The sequence below is a fragment of the Luteibacter jiangsuensis genome (assembly GCF_030812295.1).
Classification (GTDB): domain Bacteria; phylum Pseudomonadota; class Gammaproteobacteria; order Xanthomonadales; family Rhodanobacteraceae; genus Luteibacter; species Luteibacter jiangsuensis_A.
The window spans coordinates 17904-37339 of sequence record NZ_JAUSSK010000002.1; the positions used below are offsets into that span (position 1 = coordinate 17904).

The 19436-nt window shown below is 66.6% G+C and carries 13 protein-coding genes; 5 read left to right on the top strand and 8 right to left on the bottom strand.

The features are described 5' to 3' along the window. Positions 1 to 221: 221 nt before the first annotated feature. Positions 222 to 1628 carry an Hsp70 family protein gene (locus J2T07_RS05505; RefSeq protein ID WP_306848009.1) on the bottom strand — a complete coding sequence of 469 codons (1407 nt, stop codon included), beginning with the start codon at positions 1626 to 1628 and terminating at the stop codon, positions 222 to 224. A gap of 81 nt (positions 1629 to 1709) precedes the next feature. Then, positions 1710 to 2492, bottom strand: a complete 783-nt coding sequence (locus J2T07_RS05510) for an SDR family oxidoreductase (protein WP_306848010.1) — start codon at positions 2490 to 2492, stop codon at positions 1710 to 1712. A gap of 69 nt (positions 2493 to 2561) precedes the next feature. On the opposite strand from J2T07_RS05510, the gene J2T07_RS05515 reads away from it, so the two are divergent. Both J2T07_RS05515 and J2T07_RS05520 read left to right on the top strand, forming a co-directional pair. Then, positions 2562 to 3362, top strand: coding sequence for an ABC transporter ATP-binding protein (locus J2T07_RS05515; RefSeq protein ID WP_306848012.1), 801 nt, complete (start codon positions 2562 to 2564; stop codon positions 3360 to 3362). A 46-nt stretch (positions 3363 to 3408) separates the two neighbouring features. Further along, on the top strand, positions 3409 to 3621 hold the full coding sequence (locus J2T07_RS05520) for a hypothetical protein (RefSeq protein WP_306848014.1): 213 nt from the start codon (positions 3409 to 3411) through the stop codon (positions 3619 to 3621). A 90-nt stretch (positions 3622 to 3711) separates the two neighbouring features. Here the strand turns inward: J2T07_RS05520 and sppA are convergent, their stop codons facing one another. Continuing rightward, positions 3712 to 5631, bottom strand: a complete 1920-nt coding sequence (sppA, locus tag J2T07_RS05525; protein WP_306848016.1) for a signal peptide peptidase SppA — start codon at positions 5629 to 5631, stop codon at positions 3712 to 3714. Between the two features lie 53 nt (positions 5632 to 5684). Then, a complete protein-coding gene (locus tag J2T07_RS05530) occupies positions 5685 to 7073 on the bottom strand; it encodes an MATE family efflux transporter (protein WP_306848018.1) in 1389 nt (462 codons plus the stop codon). An 88-nt stretch (positions 7074 to 7161) separates the two neighbouring features. On the opposite strand from J2T07_RS05530, the gene J2T07_RS05535 reads away from it, so the two are divergent. The 3 genes from J2T07_RS05535 to tal all read left to right on the top strand — a co-directional run bounded on the left by J2T07_RS05535 (position 7162) and on the right by tal (position 11988). Further along, on the top strand, positions 7162 to 8340 hold the full coding sequence (locus J2T07_RS05535; protein ID WP_306848020.1) for a DUF3667 domain-containing protein: 1179 nt from the start codon (positions 7162 to 7164) through the stop codon (positions 8338 to 8340). Between the two features lie 371 nt (positions 8341 to 8711). Continuing rightward, positions 8712 to 10886, top strand: a complete 2175-nt coding sequence (locus J2T07_RS05540; RefSeq protein WP_306848022.1) for a primosomal protein N' — start codon at positions 8712 to 8714, stop codon at positions 10884 to 10886. Between the two features lie 148 nt (positions 10887 to 11034). Beyond that, the gene (gene tal / locus J2T07_RS05545; protein ID WP_306848024.1) at positions 11035 to 11988 is read left to right on the top strand and encodes a transaldolase; all 954 of its coding nucleotides are present in this window, start codon (positions 11035 to 11037) and stop codon (positions 11986 to 11988) included. Positions 11989 to 12071: 83 nt separating this feature from the next. On the opposite strand, the gene J2T07_RS05550 is transcribed toward tal, so the two are convergent. The 4 genes from J2T07_RS05550 to J2T07_RS05565 all read right to left on the bottom strand — a co-directional run bounded on the left by J2T07_RS05550 (position 12072) and on the right by J2T07_RS05565 (position 19397). Next, positions 12072 to 13469, bottom strand: coding sequence for a coniferyl aldehyde dehydrogenase (locus J2T07_RS05550; protein WP_306848026.1), 1398 nt, complete (start codon positions 13467 to 13469; stop codon positions 12072 to 12074). A 16-nt stretch (positions 13470 to 13485) separates the two neighbouring features. Continuing rightward, positions 13486 to 14880: an efflux transporter outer membrane subunit gene (locus J2T07_RS05555; protein WP_306848028.1), complete on the bottom strand. Its 1395-nt coding sequence runs from the start codon at positions 14878 to 14880 to the stop codon at positions 13486 to 13488. Positions 14881 to 15004: 124 nt separating this feature from the next. Beyond that, positions 15005 to 16204: an efflux RND transporter periplasmic adaptor subunit gene (locus J2T07_RS05560; protein ID WP_306848031.1), complete on the bottom strand. Its 1200-nt coding sequence runs from the start codon at positions 16202 to 16204 to the stop codon at positions 15005 to 15007. Next, the gene (locus J2T07_RS05565; RefSeq protein ID WP_306848033.1) at positions 16194 to 19397 is read right to left on the bottom strand and encodes an efflux RND transporter permease subunit; all 3204 of its coding nucleotides are present in this window, start codon (positions 19395 to 19397) and stop codon (positions 16194 to 16196) included. The genes J2T07_RS05560 and J2T07_RS05565 overlap by 11 nt, the downstream gene beginning before the upstream one ends. Positions 19398 to 19436: the final 39 nt, after the last annotated feature.

Here is a 19436-nt window from a genome sequence, read left to right on the forward strand (position 1 = left end):
CACTCTTGTGGGAGCCGCTTCAGCGGCGATGGGTGCTTGCCGCAACCTGGCCCGCTGCCGCGGGATCGCCGACAAGGTCGGCTCCCACAGGTTCATGGCAGCTGACTCTTCCATGGCGGGAGCCGCCACTCTTGTGGGAGCCGCTTTAGCGGCGATGGATGCTTGCCGCAACCTGGCCCGCTGCCGCGGGATCGCCGACAAGGTTGGCTCCCACGACAGCGTTACACCGTGGCGGTGGCCGCTTCGGCTGCTGCCACCGCGAGTCCGGACACCACGCCCAGTGAGGGATCGCCTTCGACCATGGGGATGCCCGGGAAGCTGTCGCGTACGGCCGCCTTCACGATCGGCGAGCGCGAGGTACCGCCGGTGAGGAACACGCTGGCGGGCACGCCGGGCCATTCCTCGCGAACCTCGGCGAGCAGGCGCTGCATGCGGTGGATGAACGGCTCCACCGCTTCGTCCATGTCGGCGCGAGCGATGCCCACGCCGAGGCCGGGTTCGAGGAAGCCGAGATCGGCGTGGGTGTCGTCGACGGCGCTCAGGGTGATCTTGCTGCGTTCCGCGGTCTGGTTGAGGCGTGTGGTGGCGCCCGGTTGCTGCAACGCGCGCAACCGCGATTGCCAGGGTTCGTCGACCATGCGGTAATCCTGCCGACGGAACTCGCGCTGCTTCGGCAGGTTGTGCACGCTGGCCGCTTCGACGAAGTGATGTACCGGCACGCGGGTGACGTTGTTGCCCAGCTGGGGCATGAAGCTATGCATGCTGAGGTTGATGTCGAGGTCGGTGCCGCCCTTGGCCAGTCCCCACGTGTGGACGATCCGGGGCAGTTCATCGCCACCCAGTTCGGCGAAGGCGACGTCAGTGGTACCGCCGCCGATGTCGACGATGAGCGCGGCCTGCCGTGTCGTCAGCCGCTTGTGGTAATGCATCGCCGCCGCCGCGGGCTCCTCGAGGAAGGAGACGGCATCGAAACCGGCCACGGCGGCGGCTTCGCGGAGGATCTCCACCGCCTGTTCCGACCCCTTCTCGCCCATGGAACTGCGGAAGTGCACCGGGCGTCCGATCACCGCGGTGCGCACGGCCTCGCCGAGCTGGCGGCTCGCGGCGAGGCGTATGTGCTCGAGGATATGCGTGGCGATGTGCACGATCACCTTGCGCACTTGTGGATCGAGGCGGTAGCCCAGCATCGATTTCGGTGATTCGATGAGATTGCCGTCACCGTACTCGAGATAGGCCTCGACGGCCTCGTCGCCGAACAGCGCATGCTGGAAGCTTTCCACCGTCGCGGTTGGCGATTCGGCGGCGCGGCGCTCCATCCACTGACGACGCACCGTGCGCAACGCGTCGCGACGCAATTCGCTGTCGCTGCGTTCGACGAAGGCGCCTCCACGCTGCTGCGCCTCCATGGCGAACTGGCGTTGCTGGGCACGGGCCGAGCGGATATGGGCCTCGACCTGCGCGTCGAGTTCGGGCGTCAGCTGGAAGTCGTTCGGATCGGGCACCACCTCGGGGAAGAAGACGGCCGTGCGAAATTGCCTGGCCTCGCCGAAGTGGATCAGGGTCAGTTCGTCGCCGACGAAGGTCGCGGCGGCGGAATAGCTCGTACCGAAGTCGATACCGATGTTCATGGGGTTCTCGGGGGCAAGACAGGCGGGCGGCATGGCGCGGCGGCGCGCCGGCGGCCCCGGGGAACCGCCTATCTTAAGCCCTCAGAAGCCGTAGCGCAGGAACCCGCCGTCCACGGCGACGATTTCGCCGGTGACGTAGCTCGATGCCGGCAGGCAGAGGAAGGCCACGGCCCCGGCCACTTCCTCGGGCTCGCCGATGCGGCCCATGGGCGTGCGGTCCAGCACTTCCTCCAGGTATTCGGAGTCCGCGAGCGCGGGCTCGCTGCGCTGGGTGCGGATGTACCACGGCGCCACCGCGTTGACACGGATGCCGTCCTCCGCCCATTCGACCGCGAGGTTACGGGTCATCTGGTGCAGCGCGGCCTTGGTCATGCCATAGGGCGAACCGGTACGTACATGCGTGATGCCGGAGACCGAGCCGACATTCACGATCGCCGCGTTGGCGTGCTGCACCAGATGCGGGTAGGCCAGCCGGCTCATTTCGAAGGCGGAGAACACGTTGAGTTCGAAGAGCGCGCGGTATTCGTCCTCCTCGTAGTCCAGCGTCGGACGCGGCGTGTTGCCTCCGACGTTGTTCACCAGGATGGAAAGGTTCATGCCAAGGTCGACGACCCAGTCGAACACGGCGAGGCGGTCCTCGTGGTCGGAGAGGTCGGCCGCCATGCCCAGCACTTCCACGTCTGGACATTCCTCGGCCAGTTCGTCGCGCACCTCCTGCAGGACGAGTTCATCGCGCGCCACCAGCAGCACGTCGGCGCCGAGGGCGGCCAGTTCGCGCGCGCAGGCGTAACCGATACCCTTGCTGGCGCCGGTGATCAGGGCGGTACGCCCGTCGAGGCGCCAACTGGAAAGTCGTGGATGCATGTCGGTCTCCTTTGGAACGATCGTACAAGGTATCGCCGCCGGCTCCGAGGGGCCGGTATGCTCGGGACCATGGATACTTCGACGCCGCTGCTCTCCATCGATCGCGCCACCGTCCTCCGCGAAGGCCGCGCGTTGCTCGACCGGCTTTCGCTCACCATCGCCCAGGGCCAGCATACGGCTATCCTCGGACCCAACGGCTCGGGTAAGTCGACCCTGGTGAAACTGATCGAACGGCGGGTCTACCCGCTCGTCCACGATGACGGCTCGGCCGTGGTACGCATCTTCGGGCGCGACCGCTGGAACGTGGCGGAGTTACGTTCGCTGCTCGGCGTCGTCTCGTCGGACCTGCGCCGGGAGTTCGAGGCCAGTAACGAGGTCGCGCTGAACGCCGTGCTTTCCGGTTTTTTCGCCTCGATGACGCTGGGACTCGACCATGCGGTCGACGACGGCATGCGCCGGCGCGCCGTGGAGGCACTGGAGCGGGTCGGCGCATCGCACCTGGCGGCACGCGATGTCTCGACCTTGTCGACCGGCGAGGCGCGTCGCGTGCTGATTGCGCGGGCACTGGTGCACCGGCCGCGTGCGCTGCTGCTGGACGAGCCCTGCGCCGGACTCGATCCCGGCACGCGCCGACGCTTCCTCGACCTGCTGCGCGAGCTCGCGCGCGATGGCACCACGTTGCTGCTGGTCACCCACCATGTCGAGGAAATCGTGCCGGAGATCGGCCACGTGGTGATGCTGCGCGACGGTGCGTTGTTCGATCACGGCGCCAAGGAACGGTTGCTGGTGGACGAACACCTGTCGGACCTGTTCGGCTGGCGCATGGAAGTGGAACGGACCGACGGTTTCTACGGTGCGCGATTGCGCTGACCCCGCAGCCGCGCGAGACTCGGGCCAGCCCCGGAGGAACCGCGTCATGATCCGTATCGCACTGCCCGTCATGGTCGCGCTCGCTTGCGCGGCCTGTTCGAAACCACCTCAACCGAACGAGCCGCCGACGCCACAGGCGCGCGTCGAAACCCCGTGGGATTCGATGGAGGCACAGAAGAAGAAAGCACAGGACGTGCAGAAGGTCGTGGACGACCAGGCCAAGGCACAGGCCAAGGCGGTCGAGGCGCAGGCGCAATAGCTGGGTTATCGCGGCTCATCGCCGACAGGATCGGCTCCCACCGGGTAGCGATAACCTGGTGGGAGCCGACCTTGTCGGCGATGCTCTCGATCAGCGCGGCGAGCAGAAGCAGTACGCGTAGACCTGTGGCTTACCGGCTTCCGCCGTGCGGAACAACGCCCATTCCGGCGCCAGGCGCGGCAGCTGGGCGACCCATGATGGCAAGCGCAATCCCCACGACATCGCCACGCGCGCCTCGGAACTGTCGCCGATGCTGGTCAGGAAGCGTTCGAACGCACCCATCGGCTTCTCGGCGTAGCGAACCTTGAAATCCTTGCCGAGGTTGGCCTGCTGCGCCGCATCGCGGATGGCATCGTCAAGACTGCCCATGCGATCGACGAGACCGCGCTCGAGCGCCTGCTGGCCCGTCCATACGCGGCCCTGCGCGATCGCGTCGATGGCGGCGAAGTCCTTGCCGCGCGCCTTGGCCACGTTGCCGACGAAATCGCGATACCCCTTGTCGATGATGCTCTGAATGAGCACGCCGACGTTGGGATCGAGCGGGCGGGTCATGTCGAACGCGCCGGCGAGGGGGCCGGTGGCGACGCCGTCGCTCTTCACGCCGATCTTGGCCAACGTGTCCGGCACGGTGAAGAACATCCCGAAGATGCCGATGGAGCCGGTGATGGTGTTCGGCTCGGCATAGATCCGGTTCGCGTTCATCGAGATCCAGTAGCCGCCGCTGGCCGCGACGTCACCCATCGAGACCACGACCGGAATGCCGGCCTCGCGGGTGAGTTCGACCTCGCGGCGGATCTGCTCGGCCGCATACACCTCGCCTCCCGGCGAGTTCACCCGCAGCACGAGCGCGCGCGTGCGGCGGTCGTTACGCACCGCGCGGATCAACGCGGCCGTGGAATCGCCGCCGATCGTGCCTTGCGCCTGTTTGCCGCCGGTGATCTCGCCCTCGGCGACGACCACCGCCACGCCCGGACCGGTTTGCAGCAGGTCGATATTGGACAGGCCACGGTCGGCGAGGTAGCCGCCGAGATCGACCTGACGGAAACCCTGGTCTTTCTTACCGGCGGGCACACCTTCCTTGCGCAGCATCTGCGTGAACTGTTGCTCGGTGGCGATGCCGTCGGCGAGTTTTTCCTCCACCGCCAACTCGGCCAGGCTGCCCTTCGCGTCGCGCACGCGCCCGGCGAGGCCGTCGACATCGGCACGCAGCGCGGCTGGATCGAGATGGCGCATTTTCGCCACCTCGTCGATCCAGGTGGTCCAGAGTCCGCCGAGCCAGAAGGCATCGGCTTCCTTCGATTCAGGCGAGGCGTGGTCGAGGATGAAAGGTTCCGCCGCGCTCTTGAACTGGCCCACGCGGAACAGATGCACCTGTACGCCGAGACGGTCGAGCATGTCCTTGTAGAACAGGCGGTAATTGGCGAGGCCCGTGGCCATCACCCCGCCCTGCGGGTCGAGGTAGACCTTGTCGGCATGCGCTGCCAGGTAGTACTGGCCCTGGTCCAGGCTCGCCGCCCAGGTAAGCACCGGCTTGCCCGCCGCACGGAAGCGGTCCAGCGCCGCGCCCACCTCGCGCAAGGCGGCGAAACCGCCCGCCTGCAGCTTGTCCGGCCGCAACACGATACGACTGACACGGTCGTCCTTGGCGGCGGCGTCGATGGCACGTACGAGGTCGCGCACCTGCACCTGCTTCACGCCGTCGCCGGACATCCGCCCCACGGCGCGCGAGAACGGGTCGGCGCTGTACTGCTCGACCAGGGCCCCTTCGGGCGCCAGCACCAGCACGGTCTTGTCGTCGACCCGGTTCGCCCGGCCGCCGGCGAATACCAGCAAGAGGAACGCCGCCAGCAGGCCGAAGAAAATCACGTTGATGATCACCAGCCGGGTGAGGTTGACGCCACGGCCGAGGCCACGCATGAATCGGCCGAACCCTCCACCGCGGCGCGGCGGCGGGACCGGCTGGGGGCGGCCCGGCAGGGGCGGCGGCACGGTGTCGTAACGGTCCGGCATCTAAGCGGCTTCCTCGATGATTGTGCGCAGCGTAGCGCGTCGGTGTGTTGGCATCACGTGTGGAATGGCATGGGCTTCGCGGTGTCGGGATCGTCCCGCCAGCGGCCCTTCGCGCTGCTTCGCCAGAACCGCGCGAAAAGCAGGATGGCCGCCATGCTGAGACCGGCGATCAAGCCCATCCACATGCCGCGCGCGCCCAACCCATGGCCGAAGGCCAGCCACCAACCGATCGGCATGCCGACGATCCAATAGGCGAACAAGGTGATCGCCATGGGCACGCGAGTGTCCTTCAGGCCGCGCAGCGCGCCGTTCGAGGCCACCTGGATGCCGTCGGAAAACTGGAAGAAGCCGGCGAGTATGAGCAGCTGCGATGCCATGGCGATCACCGCCGCGTCGTGCGTGTACAGGCTGGCGATCGCCGCCGGGAAGAGCAGCATGGTGCCGGAAGCGACGAACTGGGTGACCAGGACCAGCGCGATGCCGGAAAGCCCGGCGTAACGCACGCCGGCCACGTCGCGGCGTCCGGCCGCGTTGCCGACACGGACGGTGATCGCCATGGACAGGCCCAGCGGGATCATGAAGGCCACCGAGGCGACGTTCAGCGCCACGTGGTGGCTCGCGGTCACCGTCTCGCCCAGGCGGCCGATCAGCAACGCCACCGCGACGAACAATCCCGCTTCCATCAGGAGCGTCACCGCCATCGGCAAGCCGATATGCAGGAGCTGGGCGATCTGCCCGCGGTCCGGCCGCGCCATGCGCCCGCGCAGGTTGAGATCGCGGTAGTTCCGGTGCTTCAGCACGTAGATGGCGAAGCCGAGCATCTCCAGCCAGAGCACGATGGCTGTGGCGATGCCACTGCCACGCGCGCCCATCACCGGGAAGCCGAGCTTGCCGTACATCAGCACATATCCCAGCGGAGCCAGCACCACGAGGCCGCCGAAACTGAAGTACATCGACGGCCGCGGCATCGACAAACCTTCGGAAAGGCCGCGCAACGCGAAGTAAGTGGTCAGCGCCGGCGCGGCGAAGCAGATGGCATGGAGGAAGGCCTCGACATCGGCACGCATGGATTCGACGACACCGAAGAGGACCATCAGCGGCGAGGCATGCCAGACACCGAAGCCCAGCAGCAAGCCGAGACCCCAGGCGATGTACAGGGCCTGGTGGAACACCGGCCCCACCTCGGCGCGGCGGCCCGCGCCGTCGAGCTGCGCGACGCTGGGCGGCACGGCCATCATCGTGCCGATGCCGGTGACGATGGCCAGCACCCAGATGTTCGCGCCAGTCACCACGGAGGCCTGCGTATGCGCGCTCTGGTGGCCCGCGAGCACGGCGTCGACGACATTGGTACCGATGGCGGAGAGTTGGGCGACGATCATCGGCAAGGCCAGCCGGATGGTGGCGCCGATCTCACGCCGCGCGCGGGCGCGGTCGATGGACATGGGAAAAGTGGCGATAGGTGGCCGCCCATTGTAGCGGTTGCCGTGCCATCATCCGAATTCGCAAGGGGAAAACTCGGGGAAGCTGGGAATGAACGAACTGAAGCCGTCGCTCGGCCTGATGTGCGCCAATTGCGGCGCTGAGCTGAAAGGCGAGTTCTGTCACGAATGCGGCCAGTCCATCAAGAGCGTCATCAAGCCCGTCTCGCACATGCTCGAAGACGCCGGCGACCTGTTCTTCCACCTCGACGAGCGCATCGTCCACACCCTGCCGCCCCTTTACACGAAGCCGGGGTTCCTCACCCTGGAATACTTCGCCGGGCGCCGCGTCCGCTACATCGCGCCGTTCCGCCTGATGTTCGTGTTCTGCCTGCTGGCCTTCTTCTTCGTCCACCTGGCGATCAGCGACACGCGTATCGGCGGGCCGGACACAGGCGCGGCGGCCAGCGACGATATCGCCGCGTTCCGGCAGGCGGCCACGCCAGAGCGGGTGCGCGAACTCTATCGGGAGCAAAACCGGGATCTGATCGAGGCTATGGAGGCACCGGGCCTGCCGGCCGCGGCAAGGCCGGGCCTCGAAGTCGCCCGTGACCTGGTCCGGGAGGCGGCGAATCGCCGTCTGGTGGAACTGAAGGCCGAGCCGATCGCCGCGGATTCCACGGAAGGCTCCGCCGCGGGAAAGAACCCGTCCGGGAAAGAGCGGCGGCACAACAACTGGTTCAGCCAGCCCACGGTCGTCGACATCGCCTGGCTGCCGGACGCCGTGACGCGCCGCCTCGCCGTGGGCATCGCGCACCTGAAGGCGAACATCGTGCAGATCCAGGCGGGCGGACCGCAAAAGGAAGAGGCCGTGCGCCGGATGATCGAGGGCTTCTTCTCGGTGATCCCGCAGACCCTGCTCGTGATGATCCCGGTGTTCGCGCTGATCCTGAAGCTGTTCTACGCGTTCCGCCGCCGACTCTACATGGAACACATCATCGTGGCCCTGCACAGCCACGCGTTCCTGTTCATTTCCTTGCTCGGCCTGATGATCCTCGGCTTCGCCAAGGAGGCCATCCGTCCGCACGCGGCCTTCGCCGGATCGGTCATCTCCCTGGTCCAGGCGGCGATGTGGGTGTGGATGCCGATCTACCTGCTGCTGATGCAGAAGCGGGTGTACCGGCAGGGGTGGCCGATGACCCTCCTGAAATACTGGCTGATAGGCAGCGTCTATTTCTGGCTGGTTTTGTTCGCCCTTTCCGTGGCTGGCCTCATCGCTGCGGCGCACTAGGATTTCTTCCTAGGAGCAGGTGGTTGTGCACAGGGCCGAAGACGCCTTCGCATTTGTCAAGGCTCCATGGACAAGCAGTGGGGCCACGCCGGGACCGTATTCGTAAGTCAATGAATTAGAAATATATTTCAGCTTGGTTAAAATGTACCCAAGCTAACCCCAATGGCTCAACCATGCGCCTTGGATGGTCCCCATCCGAAGCTCATCCACAGAGTTATCCACAGGAGTTGTGGATAACATGGAAAGCGTTCTCGGGGCGGGCACTTAGCTCCTGTTCCTCTTTCGAGGGATGCCATTCGTAGGCAAACCCATGTGTGGATGGTCAATCATTGACCAGCAAAATCGGCATATGCCATTAAACTAGGCCTCGCATGACCGCCGTCCTCCGCGTCGCCCTTCCCGTCCCCCTGCCGACCCTGTTCGACTACCTGCCCCCCACGGCGGGTGAAGCGAAGGCCGGTTCGCGTGTGCGCGTGCCCTTCGGGCGCGGCGAGATGGTCGGCGTGGTGATCGATCCTGCCGCCGAGGCCACGGTGGGCGCCAAACGCCTGAAGCGGGCCACCGAGGTACTCGACCCGTACCCGTTGCTCGATGCCGAACTGCTCGCGACGCTGGCCTGGGCGGCCGACTATTGGGCAGGTGCCCCCGGCGAAGCCTTCGCCAACGCCCTGCCCCTGGCCTTGCGCGAACCACGGCCGCTACCGGCCACCGGACGCGAGGTCTGGGCCCTGACCGTGCAAGGCCACAGCGCGCGCGACGCGAAGACCCGCAAGGGCGGCTCGGCCAGCCTGCTGGAAGCGCTCTACGACGGACCACGCGCCGCCGACGAACTCGCTTTCGCCCTGCCGGCATGGCGCGCCGCCGCGAGGCGTCTGGTAGAGGCCGGTCTCATCGAGAAGCTCGAACTCGAGGAAACCTCGCTTCCCGCCCGCCCGGCCCCTGGTCCGGCGCTGAGCGAGGAACAGGCCGCTGCCGTCGCCGCCATCGGCGAGGGTTTCGGCGGCTTCCAGCCTTACCTGCTCGATGGCGTCACCGGCAGCGGCAAGACGGAGGTCTATCTCGCCCTCATCGAACGCGCGCTGGCCGACGGCAAGCAGACGCTGCTGCTGGTGCCCGAGATCGGGCTCGCGCCACAAACCGTGCGCCGTCTGCGCGAACGGCTGGGCGTGGCGGTGGAGGTGCTGCACTCCAACCTGGCCGAGGGCGAACGCGCCCGCGCCTGGCTGCGCGCCCGCAACGGCACGGCGCGGGTCGTGCTCGGGACGCGCTCGGCGGTATTCACGCCGCTCCCGAACGCCGGCCTGATCATCGTCGACGAGGAGCACGACGCCTCCTACAAGCAACAGGAAGGATTCCGGTACCACGCCCGCGACCTCGCACTGGTTCGCGCACGGGCGCTGGACGTGCCGGTGGTGCTGGGGTCGGCCACGCCGTCGCTGGAGAGCCTCGGCAACGTGGAAGCAGGGCGCTACCGTCGCCTCGTATTGAGAGGACGCCCGGGCGCGTCCCAGCCCACCCGCGTGCGGATCGTGGACATGCGCGCGCAGCGACTGGACCACGGCTTGTCGCCAACGCTCGTGCACGCCGTGGCCGAGACGGTCGGTCGCGGCGAGCAAGCCCTCGTATTCCGTAACCGCCGCGGCTACGCGCCGGTGCTGCTCTGCCACGATTGCGGCTGGCACGCCGACTGTCCGCGCTGCGAACGACCGATGACCCTGCACGCGGGACGGCGCCGTCTGGTCTGCCATCACTGCGACAACACCATGCCGGTACCCGCCGCCTGCCCGGTCTGCGGTTCGGCCAGCCTCAGCCCTCAGGGACAGGGCACCGAACGTCTGGAGGAGGCGCTCAACGAGCGGTTCCCGGACATACCGGTGGTCCGCATCGATCGCGAGACCACGCGCCGACGCGAGGCCTTCGGCGACATCCTCGATGGCCTGCGCGAGGACAAACCGGCGATCCTGGTCGGCACCCAGATGCTGGCCAAGGGCCACGACCTGCCCAATCTCACGCTCGTCGCCATCGTCGGCGTCGACGAGGGCCTGCACAGCGTCGATTTTCGCGCCGGGGAGCGGCTGGCCCAGCTCGTGGTCCAGGTGGCCGGCCGCGCAGGACGGGCCAGCAAGCCGGGCAGCGTCCTCCTGCAGACCCACCACCCCGACCACGCCATGCTTCACGGCCTGCTCCGTGGCGGTTATCCCGCCGTGGCCGCCACCCTGCTCGAGGAACGCCGGTTGCTCGAACTGCCTCCTTACGCGCACCAGGTGCTGCTGCGTGCCGATGCGCTGGGCCGCGCCGAGGTCGACGATTTCCTCGCCCAGGCACATGCGGCCATCGGCGACCCCGGCGACCTGCGGATAGCAGGGCCCATGCCCGCGCCCATGCCGCTGCGCGCAGGGCGTCACCGGGGGCAGCTGCTGGTGGAGGCCGGATCGCGCGCGCGCCTCCACGGCTTCCTGCGGCCGTGGCAACGAGCCCTCGCCGGTCTGCCCTCGGCACGCAAGGTGCGCTGGTCGCTGGATGTGGATCCGATCGACCTCTACTAGCGATGCCGGTGGCCCTGGTCCGCTTGATTCGTACCAGGCCCGCTCACACATCATGTGGATATCGCTGAACCGATACCTTCGGATGCCTACATTTGCGAAGCGATCGGCGCGACAATGAAAGTCTTAACCAGGTAACGGGACCCCGAACGTGACCACTCAGCTCGAGCAACTCCGCAAGATCACCACCGTCGTGGCCGACACCGGCGACATCACCGCGATCGCCAAGTACAAACCGGAAGACGCGACCACCAATCCGTCGTTGCTGCTGAAAGCCGCCGGCATTCCCGCTTATTCGGGCTACATCGACGAAGCCGTGCAGTGGGCCAAGGGCCAGAGCAAGAGCCGCGACCAGCAGCTGGTCGACGCCAGCGACCGCCTGGCCGTGCTCGTGGGACGGGAGATCCTCAAGATCGTCCCGGGCCGCGTCTCCACCGAGGTCGATGCACGCCTCTCCTTCGACACGAAGGCGTCGATCGACAAGGCCAAGCGCCTTATCGGCTTCTATGAAGAGATCGGCATCGACAAGAAGCGCATCCTGATCAAGCTCGCCTCCACGTGGGAGGGCATCCGCGCCGCGGAGCAGCTGCAGAAGGATGGCATCGACTGCAACCTGACCCTGCTCTTCAGCTTCGAACAGGCGGTTGCCTGTGCCGAGGCCGGCGTGTTCCTGATCTCGCCCTTCGTGGGCCGCATCTTCGACTGGTACGTCGCCAACACCGACAAGAAGACCTATGCGCCAGCGGAAGATCCGGGCGTGCAGTCGGTCCGCCGCATCTACGACTGGTACAAGCTGCATGGCTACGAGACCGTGGTGATGGGCGCCAGCTTCCGCAACATCGGCCAGATCCAGGCGCTTGCGGGCTGCGACCGCCTGACCATCTCGCCGGAATTGCTCAAGGAGCTGGACGAGAACACCAGCGACCTGCCGGTTGCCCTGAAGGACAGTGGCCGCCGCGAGGATCGTCCGGCGAAGATCGACGAGGCCAAGTTCCGCTGGGGCCACAACGAGAACGCGATGGCCACCGACAAGCTCGCCGAAGGCATCCGCAAGTTCGCCGCCGACCAGCGCAAGCTGGAAGAGCTGCTGGGCGCGAAGCTCTAGGCGACGTTCCACCCGCGACACGCGAAGGGGCCGCAAGGCCCCTTTTTTCATGGGCCGGATCCCAACGGGTTGCGCCGCGCCGCTCAGCGGCGAATCTTGAAATCCAGCAGGCGGCGGATGGTCTCGCCATAAGGTGGCCGCAACATCGCGGAGATATCGAAGCGCGACTGCCGGTATACCGGACGCGCATGACTGAACGTGCGAAACCCGTCCACGCCGTGGTACGCACCCATGCCCGACGGCCCGATACCACCGAATGGCAGGTCGTCCATGCTCAGGTGCATCACCGTGTCGTTGATCGTCACGCCACCGACGACGGTGCGGGCAAGCACATGCTCCTGTTCCCGCCTGTCGTCGCCGAAGTAATACAAGCTCAGCGGGCGAGCATGTCCGTTGATGTAGGCGATGGCATCGTCGATGCCGTCGTAGGCGACGATCGGCAGGATCGGTCCGAAAATTTCGTCACGCATGATATCCATGGTGTCGTCCACGCCGGTGACCACGGCAGGCACGAGCCGACGCTCCTCCAGCGCCCCGTCCGGGGAATTCAGTTCGCGCACTACCGCTCCTTTCGCGCGCGCATCGTCGAGGTAGCCGAGCAACCGGTCGAAATGGCGGGCATTGACGATGGCCGTGTAATCGGGATTGCCGGTGAACGTCGGGAACATGCCCTTCACGGCACGATCCAGGGCGTCGATGAAGGCGTCCACCCTATCTCGCCGCAGCAGCGCGTAGTCCGGCGCGACACAGACCTGCCCCGCGTTGAGTGTCTTGCCGAACATCAGCCGCCTGGCCGCCAGGTCGAGGTCGGCACCGGTGCCGACGATCGCCGGCGACTTGCCGCCCAGCTCCAGCGTCACGGGCACGAGGTTCTCGGCAGCCGCGCGCATGATGTGCTTCGCCACCGACGTGGCTCCGGTGAACAGGAGATGGTCGAAGGGAAGCGAAGCGAAAGCCGCACCGACCTCGGCATCGCCCGTGAACACCGCGACCTCGCTATCGCCGAAAGCCGTGGCGATCATCCGCTGCATGAGCGCGGAGGAGCGCGGCGTGAATTCCGACGGCTTGATCATCGCGCGGTTGCCGGCGGCGAGTATGCCGGCAAGCGGGGCGAACGTGAGATTGAACGGGAAGTTCCACGGCGAGATCAGGCCCACGACGCCCTTGGGCTGGTAGTCGACCCAGGCCCTCGCACCAAGCAAGGCGAGCGGTGCCGGCGATACCTTGCGCGGCTCGCGGCGCATCCAGCGGCGCACATGACGCTTCGCATGCTTGAGTGGCTCGATCGAAGCAGCCACATCGGTCACCAGCGACGCGTGCACCGAGCGATGGCCGAAATCCTCGCGCAAGGCGTCGGCCATCTCATCGGCGTAGTCCACCAGGAGGCCGATGGCCCGGTCGAGACGATCGATGCGAACCCCGGCCGACGGTGGCCCGTCGGCGAGTTGGGCTGATTTCTGGCGTTCCAGCGTGGCGTGCATGACGCCACTATACGGCCTAGCTGTTGCTCCAGCCGCCGCCCAGCGCGCGGATCAGCTGCACGCTCGCACGAAGCTGGCGGGTTTCCAGGTCGATCACGCTACGCCGCGCATCGAGTGCATCGGTCTGGGCCTGGACGACATCGAGGTAACCCACCGCACCTTCGCGATAGCGGTTGAGCGACAGGTCGACCGACCGCTGTGCCGCTTCGGCTGCCGCGCGCTGATCGGTAAGGGCGGCGCCCAGGTCGCGCAGCAGGGTGAGGTTGTCCTCGACCTGGGCGAAGGCGTCGAGCACCACGCCGCGATACTGCGCGCCTGCCTCCTCGGTTGCCGCCTTGGCCGCATCGACGCCAGCCTTGCGGCGACCACCGTCGAATACGCTGAGGAACAAGGTCGGGCCGATCGACCAGAAACGGTTCGGCGCGGTGGCGATGCTGCCCCACGTGCTGCTTTGCCAGCCTCCTTGCGCGTCGAGCGTCAGCTGCGGAAAGAACGCGGAACGTGCGATGCCCACGCGCGCGTTCGCGGCGGCCGTGCGCCGCTCGGCGGCGGCGATGTCGGGGCGCCTCTGCAGGATCAACGACGGCACTTCGAGCGGAATCGTGGGAACGTGTACGGCCTCGTCGTCGGCCGCCAGCGTAAAGGCGGACGCGGATTCGCCGACGAGCACCGCGATGGCATGCAGGACCAGGCCGCGCTGCGCCTGGGCCTGGGTCAGCTGTGACTTCGCGTTGGACAACTGCGTCTGTGCACGCGCCACGTCCAGGCCAGAGGCGATGCCGCCGTCGTGGCGCGACCGGGTCAGTTCGAGTGCATGGGTGAAGGCATCGATGCTTTCACTGAGGACCTTGATCTGGCGGTCGAAACCGTTGAGCTGGAGGTAGCTGTCGGCCAGTTGCGCCTGGAGGCTCAACTGCACGGAGGCGAGATCCGCTGCCGATGCGGCCTGTTCGGCGGTGCCGGCGGCGACGCTATCGCGTACCCGCCCCCACAGGTCCACCTCGTAATCGAGCTGGGCACCGATCGTGTACGAGTTGTACAAGGCGGGCGACGTGGCACCGCGCAAGGGCCGCGTGTCGGACTCGCGGTTGCGCGTGGCGTTGCCGTTCAACCCGATCTGCGGGAAAAGGCCCGCGCGCACTTGCCGGGTGAACGCTTCCGATTGCTCGTAATGCGCAAGCGCCGCCGCCAGCGTCGCATTGTTCGCGACCAGCTTCGCCTGTAGCTCGTCGAGGCGAGGATCGTCGTAGAGCTTCCACCAGCCATTCCGGTCGAGGTGATCGGCCGGCTTGGCCTCCGTCCACGGGGTGGACGCGTTCGCGTACTGCTCCGCCACCGGCACATCGGGCACCTTGTAGGCAGGTGCGAGCGAGCAAGCCGACAAGCCGAGCGACACCAGGACGGCGGTCAAGACGCGGGCACAGGTTCCGAAGGCCGGACTCCGGTGGGAGCCGACCCTGTCGGCGATTCGATTTTGCGGCAAGCACCCATCGCCGACAGGGTCGGCTCCCACCGGGAGGCCCACCGGGAGGGTGTCAGGCCTTGGCATGGTCACCGTCCGCCTTCTTCGCTTGCTCGCCTTCCGTTTTCTTCGGCGGATTGATGCGCACGGTGTCGCCATCGGCAAGCCCGTCGGGCGGGCTCTCGATCAGGCGGTCGCCCGCGGCCAGACCCGAGCCGAGCTGCACGGTCTTTCCGAAGTCGCGGGCGATGGTCACGTCCTTGAACTTCACCTTGTCCTGTCCGTCCACCACGGCGACGCGAAGGCCCGAGTTGTCGAAGACCAGGGCGCTCGCCGGCACGCGCAGCAACGCCGCGTTGGCGGGCAGGTCGAAGGTGACGCTCGCATATCCGCCGGGCAGCAGCCGGCCGTCGGCATTGTCGACCGACACCTGGACCAGCGTGGTGCCCGACGCCGCGTTGATCGCCGACGACGAGGATTCGATCGTTCCCGTGAAGGTCTGCCCGGGATACTCCGGCACCGCAAGTTTCACGATGGCACCCTGCTTGATGGACGGGGCGTAGTTCTGCGGCACGTTCACGTACATCCGCAGCTTGCGCACGTCGGATACCACGAACAATTCCTGGCCGCCACCACCGGCATTGATCAAGGCACCGACATCCGTCTCGCGCGCGGTGACCACGCCATCGAACGGCGCGACGAGCTTGGCGAAACTCTTCAGTGCCTCGATACGCTCCAGGTTGGCTTGCGCGGCCTGGGCCAGCGCGTGCTTGGCATCGTAATCGCCGACCTTCTCGTCCACTTCCTGCTTGGATACGGAATCGGAATCGCGCATGGTTTGCCAGCGCCTTGCCGTGGTTTGCGCCAGCGCTTCATTCGCACGGGCGCTGGCGAGATCGGCCCTGGCCTGGAGCAGCTGCTGGTCGAGGTCCGGCGTCTCGATCTCGGCAAGCAGCTCGCCCGCCTTCACCTTCTGCCCGATATCCGCCTTCCAGTATTTGAGGTACCCGCTGGTGCGCGCGAAGATCGGCGCACGGGCATACGCCTGGAGACGGCCCGGGAGGTTGAGTTCGCCGCCGCCCTGGCCACCCTCGGGAGTGACCACGTTCACCGTCGGCACGGACTGTGCCTCCGTCCATTCGCGCAGTTTTCGCGAATCGTTGGCGCGCGTCGCCACGCCAGCCACGACGATAGCCAGGACGACGATCGCGGCGATGATGCCGGCCAGCCGGAGCCGGCGAGGCGGAGGGGTTTGCAACGTATCAGGCGACATGGACAGGCTCTCCGGAGGTGTTCGCCGGTGTGGGTGACGGATGACCACGACGCGCGTGGATGATGCTGAAGACGACGGGGACGAAGAACAGCGTGGCGACCGTGGCGAAGACCAGGCCACCGATCACGGCGCGGCCGAGCGGTGCGTTCTGCTCGCCGCCTTCGCCCAGGCCCAGGGCCATGGGTGCCATGCCGATGATCATCGCCAGCGCGGTCATCAGCACCGGGCGGAAGCGCACGAATCCACCGTCGAGTGCCGCGGCCGTCGCGTCTCCGAGTTCGGCCAGCCGCTCGCGGCAGAAGCTGACCACCAGGATCGAATTGGCGGTGGCCACGCCCATGCACATGATGGCGCCGGTGAGCGCAGGCACCGACAAGGTGGTATGCGTGGCGAACAGCATCCAGATGATCCCCGCGATCGCCGCGGGCAGCGCGGTGACGATCACGAACGGATCGCTCCACGACTGGAAGTTCACCACGATCAGCAGGTAGATCAGCACGATCGCGCCGAGCAGGCCCAGGATCAACCCGGAGAACGCGTTGTTCATGGTCTGCACCTGACCGAGCAGGGCCGTGGTCGAAGCCTTGGGCAGGAACTTCTTGTTCGCCTCGATGATCTTCTGGATGTCGGCGGCGACGGCGCCGAGGTCGCGGTCCTGCGTCGTCGCGTAGATCTCGACCATCGACTGGATGTTGTACTGACTCACCACCGCGTTGGTGGCTGCGCGCGATACCGTGGCAAGGCCACCGAGGATCTGCGAGCCGGCCGTGCCGGAACTCGGGCTGATCGGCACGTTCTCCAGGTCGGGCAGGCTGTCGAGGCTGTATTGCGGCGTCTGCATCACGATCGGGTAGGACACGCCGTTCTGCGGGTTGAGCCAGAAAGTCGGCGCGATCTGGCTGGAACCGGCAAGGTTCACGCCGAGGCTACTCGTGACGTCACGTTCGGTGATGCCCACCTGCTGCGCGCGGCTGCGGTCGACGTCCACGTTGAGCGTCGGGTTGGCCCGCGACTGCTGGATGCGTGCGTCGGCCACGCCCGGCACACGGCGGATCTCGCGCAGCAGGCGGCTCGCATAGTCGAAGTTCGCCGCGAGGTTCGGACCGCGGATCTGCAGATCGATGGGTGCGGGCGAGCCGAAGTTCAGGATCTGGCTGATGATGTCCGCCGGTGGGAAAGAGAACGTCGTGCCCGGGAACTCGCGTGGCAGCTGCTCGCGCAACCGGCGCACATAGTCGGCGGTCGGCGCGTGCCCTTCGTTCAGCGCGATCTGGATGTCGCCATCCTGCGAACCGATGGTGCCGGTGTTGTTATAGGTGTTGTTGATGCCCGACGAGGACAGGCCGATGTTGTCGACCACGGTCCCGAGTTCCTCCTTCGGGATGACCCGCCGCACGGCGTCGGTCACCTCGGCGAACAGACGCGCGCTTTCCTCCACGCGCGTTCCCACGGGGGCGCGCACGTGCATGAGGATCTGGCCCGAATCCACCGCCGGGAAGAAGTTGCGGCCGAGCATCGGCACCAGGGCGAAGGAGAGCACCACGAAAGCCATGAAGCCGACGATGAAGACCTTGCGGTGATGCAGGGCGAGGGCGAGCAGTCCGTGGTAGCTCTCGCGAATCTTTTCGAAGCGGGCCTCGAAACGGCGCTGAAAACGGACCAGGGGATTGCGCGACGGCTTCTTGCCCTCGCCATGCGGGTCGTCGTGCGAGTGTGGGTGCAGCAGGTACTTGGCCATCGTCGGCACGAGCGTGCGCGAGAGGATGAAGGACGCGATCATCGCGAACATGACCGCCTCGGCCATGGGCACGAAGAGGAAGCGCGCCACGCCCTGGAGGAAGAACATCGGCACGAACACGATGCAGATGCACAACAACGAGACGAAGGCCGGCGTCACGATCTGCGCCGCGCCATCGAGAATCGCGGTCTCGACGTCCTTGCCGTGCTCCAGGTGCCAGTTGATGTTCTCGATGGTCACCGTGGCATCGTCCACGAGGATACCCACGGCCAGTGCGAGGCCACCCAGCGTCATGATGTTCATGGTCTCGCCCATCGCCGACAACGCCGCGATGGAGCCGAGGATGGCCAGCGGGATGGACGTGGCGATGATCACCGTCGAACGCCAGCTGCCGAGGAACAGGAGGATCATCAAGCTGGTAAGTGCCGCGGCGATGATGCCTTCGCGGGCCACGCCTTCGATCGCCGCGCTCACGAATAGGGACTGGTCACCGATGGGCGCGATCTTGAGGCTGGACGGCAGCGCGTCCTTCATGGCGGCGACGCGCTCCTTGATCCCGGCGATGATCGCCAGCGTGGATGCCGAGCCGTTCTTCAGCACGGTCATCAGCACCGAGCGATCGCCGTTGACGTGCACGATGTTGGTCTGCGGCGGCGAGCCGTCGCGCACGTGGGCGATGTCGCGAATGAAGACGGTGGCACCGTTGACCGTCTTCACCGGCAGGTTGCCGAGCTCGTCCACGTCCGACGGCGAGTTGTTGAGCTGCACCGTGTATTCGTACTCGCCGATCTTCTGCGTACCCACCGGCGTGATCAGGTTCTGCGCGGCCAGCGCGTTGGCGACATCCTGCGCGGACAGTCCGCGAGCCTGCAACGCCGGCGGATCGATATCGATCTGCACCTGGCGCGTCTTGCCGCCGAACGGGAACGGAATGGCCGCACCGGCCACGGAGGTCAGTTGCGGACGGATGATGTTGAGGCCGAGGTCGCCCAGGTTCTGCTCGGTGAGGCCCTCGCCGGACAGCGCCAGCTGGATGATCGGCACCGTCGACGCGTTGTAGTTCAGGATCAGCGGCGGCGTGGTGCCCTGCGGCAGCTGGCGCAAGAGGGTCTGCGCAACGGCCGTGACCTGGGCATTGGCGGTGCGGATGTCGACGGTCGGCTGGAAGAAGATCTTGATGATGCCGAAGCCTTGGATCGAGCTGGCCTCGATGTGCTCCACGTCGTTCACCGTCGTGGTCAGCACGCGCTCGAACGGCGACGAGACGCGTCCGACCATCTGGTCCGGCGGCAGGCCGTTGTACTGCCACACCACGGCGATCACCGGAATCTTGATGTCGGGAAAGATGTCCGTCGGCGTGCGCAGCGCGGCAAGCGGACCGATGATGAGGATCAGCAGGGCGAGGACGACGAAGGTATACGGCCGCGTGAGTGCGATCCGGACGATGCCAATCATGGGAAGACGGATTCCGAGCGCGATGTTGCGTCGCGGCGG